The organism is Nostoc sp. NMS4 (assembly GCF_017115095.1).
Classification (GTDB): domain Bacteria; phylum Cyanobacteriota; class Cyanobacteriia; order Cyanobacteriales; family Nostocaceae; genus Nostoc.
Genome location: NZ_JABXKI010000371.1, coordinates 1 through 2,925 on the forward strand (window position 1 = coordinate 1; position 2,925 = coordinate 2,925).

Annotated in this window: 3 protein-coding genes; all 3 read right to left on the reverse strand. The window is 40.9% G+C overall.

Going from position 1 to position 2,925, the window contains the following annotated elements; all coding sequences use genetic code 11:
- A partial coding sequence (locus HWQ37_RS31395) for a hypothetical protein (RefSeq protein WP_292754687.1) occupies positions 1 to 511 on the reverse strand: 511 nt, incomplete at its 3' end.
- Positions 512 to 734: 223 nt separating this feature from the next.
- Positions 735 to 1,853 carry an ABC transporter permease gene (locus HWQ37_RS31400; RefSeq protein ID WP_292754690.1) on the reverse strand — a complete coding sequence of 373 codons (1,119 nt, stop codon included), beginning with the start codon at positions 1,851 to 1,853 and terminating at the stop codon, positions 735 to 737.
- A gap of 147 nt (positions 1,854 to 2,000) precedes the next feature.
- Complete coding sequence (locus HWQ37_RS31405; RefSeq protein ID WP_292754692.1) at positions 2,001 to 2,882, reverse strand: Npun_R2479 family HD domain-containing metalloprotein; 882 nt, start codon at positions 2,880 to 2,882, stop codon at positions 2,001 to 2,003.
- Positions 2,883 to 2,925 lie beyond the last annotated feature (43 nt).

Genomic DNA, 2,925 nt, shown 5'->3' on the forward strand with positions numbered 1-2,925 from the left:
CTTCTAGTTTGAGGAATTGCCAAATACTGCCCGTTGTGACTGCTCCGTAAATTGTTTTAATCTCACTTGCAGCTTGCTGATTAAAAATTTGAGCTGCTACCATTTCTGCTGCACACTGACCCAAACCCGCATTAATATTTTCTTTTTTAGCTTCTACAACTGTAATTACTGGTGCTGTCAAAATTAGAATTTCTGGAGATTTAGTAATAATAAAATCGCAAATACCGTTTAATCCTTTGCTATTATCGACAGTAAAATCTACCCCGGAAAATAAACCAATTTGTTCTCGTGATTGTCGGCGTAAATCCACTAAAATTGGAGCAATAATTAATTCGGAACGAGCTTTTTCACTATTACTACCTAAAGCAATCTCCAGGTTATAATTGAGTGTTTCTGCAAGTAAATTACTCGCTGTTAATTCAGGAACAGCAGCGAAAATATCGCGTTTTTCTAATGTGGTTAAACTAAACTCTTGTTTTGCTTTAGCTAAACTAAACTCACTGTAAGTCATAAAAGTATTATTTTACCTCTATTTTATTGACTGGAGCTTTTGATGGTATGCAATAATTGAGGTTTGATACTCTTAGAAGATGTTTGAAAAGTATTGGGCGAATAGAATTCGCTACTATACAAACTTTCGCCCACCTCCGTGGAAAGCATGAAAAATTAAAGTTTTTAACCCACGGAGGTGGGTTTTGTTTGTGTAGCCGCGACTTCCAGTCGCCAGGGCTGGCTTATCTTCTATTTAAACTGCGCGGGTCAAGTGCATCTCTCAGCCCATCACCGAGTAAGTTAAATGCCAACACTGTGAGGATAATCAGCACAGCCGGCGGCCAAATTAACCAAGGTTGCAATACCAAAATTGAAGCATTGGTAGCTAGAGAAAGCATATTTCCCCAAGAGGGGTCTGGTTGTTGAATACCTAAACCGATGAGACTCAATATCGCCTCTGCACCAATAAAACTGGGAATTGCAAGAGTCGCAGAGATAACTACATAACTAGCCGTTTGCGGTAAAACGTGGCGGACGATGATATAAATTGGGTTCCCACCCATTGCACGCGCAGCTTGAACAAATTCTCGCTCTTTAATTGATAGTACCTGTCCCCTAATCACCCGTGCTAAACCAGCCCAGCTAATAACCGAAGTAATCACTACAATTAACAAAAAGCGCTGGGTACTACTTAAACCTGCTGGTAAGACTGCGCCCAATGTTACCAAAAGATAAATACTAGGGAAAGTCATTAGCACTTCTGCCAAGCGCATAATGACGCTATCAGTCACACCGCCGAAATAGCCAGAAATTCCCCCGATGAGCAAACCGAGGGGATAGGTAATGATAATGCCAAAAATCCCGATAAACATACTGATGCGACCGCCATGTAGGAGGCGACTAAATTGGTCGCGGCCTTGGTCATCAGTGCCGAAAATATTGACTTTTGTGCCACTTGTTGCACCAAATAAATGCCAATTTAAGGGGATACCAGAAAAGATTGTGACTTCATCCCACTTTGGCGGTAGTGGCAAACTCATCTGCAACAATCGGTATTCTGGCCCGGCAACAAATAGACGCAAGGGTGAGGGCTTTGTCGAGTCTACAATGAGTTGGCGATCGCCTGTATCTAAATTCGTATCTCCCTGAGTCGTCGGATAAACATAAGGCCCGATAAACTGCCCTGACTGAGAAACCCAGTGTATCTTAGTTGGTGGCAGCAATGAACCATTTGGCTGTGAGCCATAAGGGTCATAAGGAGCTACGAAATCTGCTGCAATTACTCCTATATAGAAAATTAACAGCAAAATTGCCCCAAATTGTGCTAAAGGATTTTTCTTAAGTCGTCGCCACCAATCCATAGTAGTTAGGAGTTATAAGTTAGGAATTATGAGTTATTAAGCTTTCATTTTAATTCATAACTCATGATTAATAATTTTCAACTTGTACAGACGCGATAAATCGCGTCTCTCCCAACTCCTGTACAGACGCGATTAATCGCGTCTCTCCTAACTCTTAACTGCTAACTTCTCTAAATACCTCTGCTGTTCTTCCTGTTGTTTTTCATGTTCCACAACAAACACGTTTGAGTAGAGATTAGCGAGAATTTGTTTTCCCTGTTGTGTCAATGATAGGTAATGCAGTCCTTCTTGGATATAGGGAAATACGCCATTCCAGTAAAACTTAGCGTAGTTATTACGCAAATCGGCAGGGGTTTTATAGCCCAAAACTTTATTTACACCAGTTTCTTCAAATTCGTAAAATAAAGAAGTAATTTTCTTCAGGTAACGTGGGTCGCTTAGTTGACCAATCAAATCAGCAGCCCGGACTAATCCTGCAAAGCATTTTGTATCTTGATGATCTTCTGCTGCGGGCACTGGAAATCGAGTCAATTCAATATTACTCTTAATTGCCTCAGCATCTATTAACTTGTGACCTCCAAAACGCTCGTCAATAAACAGCTTGGCTCTATCAACATGATAGGGCGTTAGACTGGCATCAGAAGCGCCAGCAGCCACAGAAATCATTCTGCCATTTTTACCTGTGGAATATAAGTTTGCTGTTTCTCGGTCCTGTCGGCAAACTCCCTTAACGTAGCCAATATCATGGCTGACTAAAGAAATAATACAATGCAACCAGTCTTCACTAGAAACACCACCTTCCCTGATGTGTTTACCACGTAAAATTTCTTGTCCCACCAGCGTGACTAGAACAGTGTGTTCAACATTATGATAAAGCGCGTCGCTATTGGCGATGTTTTCTAAAGCCATGTTACCAGCCCAGGCGATAATGTCCTGATAATCATTTTTAAAACAGCCATAAGTGCGACGGTAGCCGTCTCGAATTTCATTTACGAAGGCATCAATTAAAATTTCAGTGGCATTGAACATATCTGCTTACTCTGGTAAATACCAATTATTTATTGATTTGATT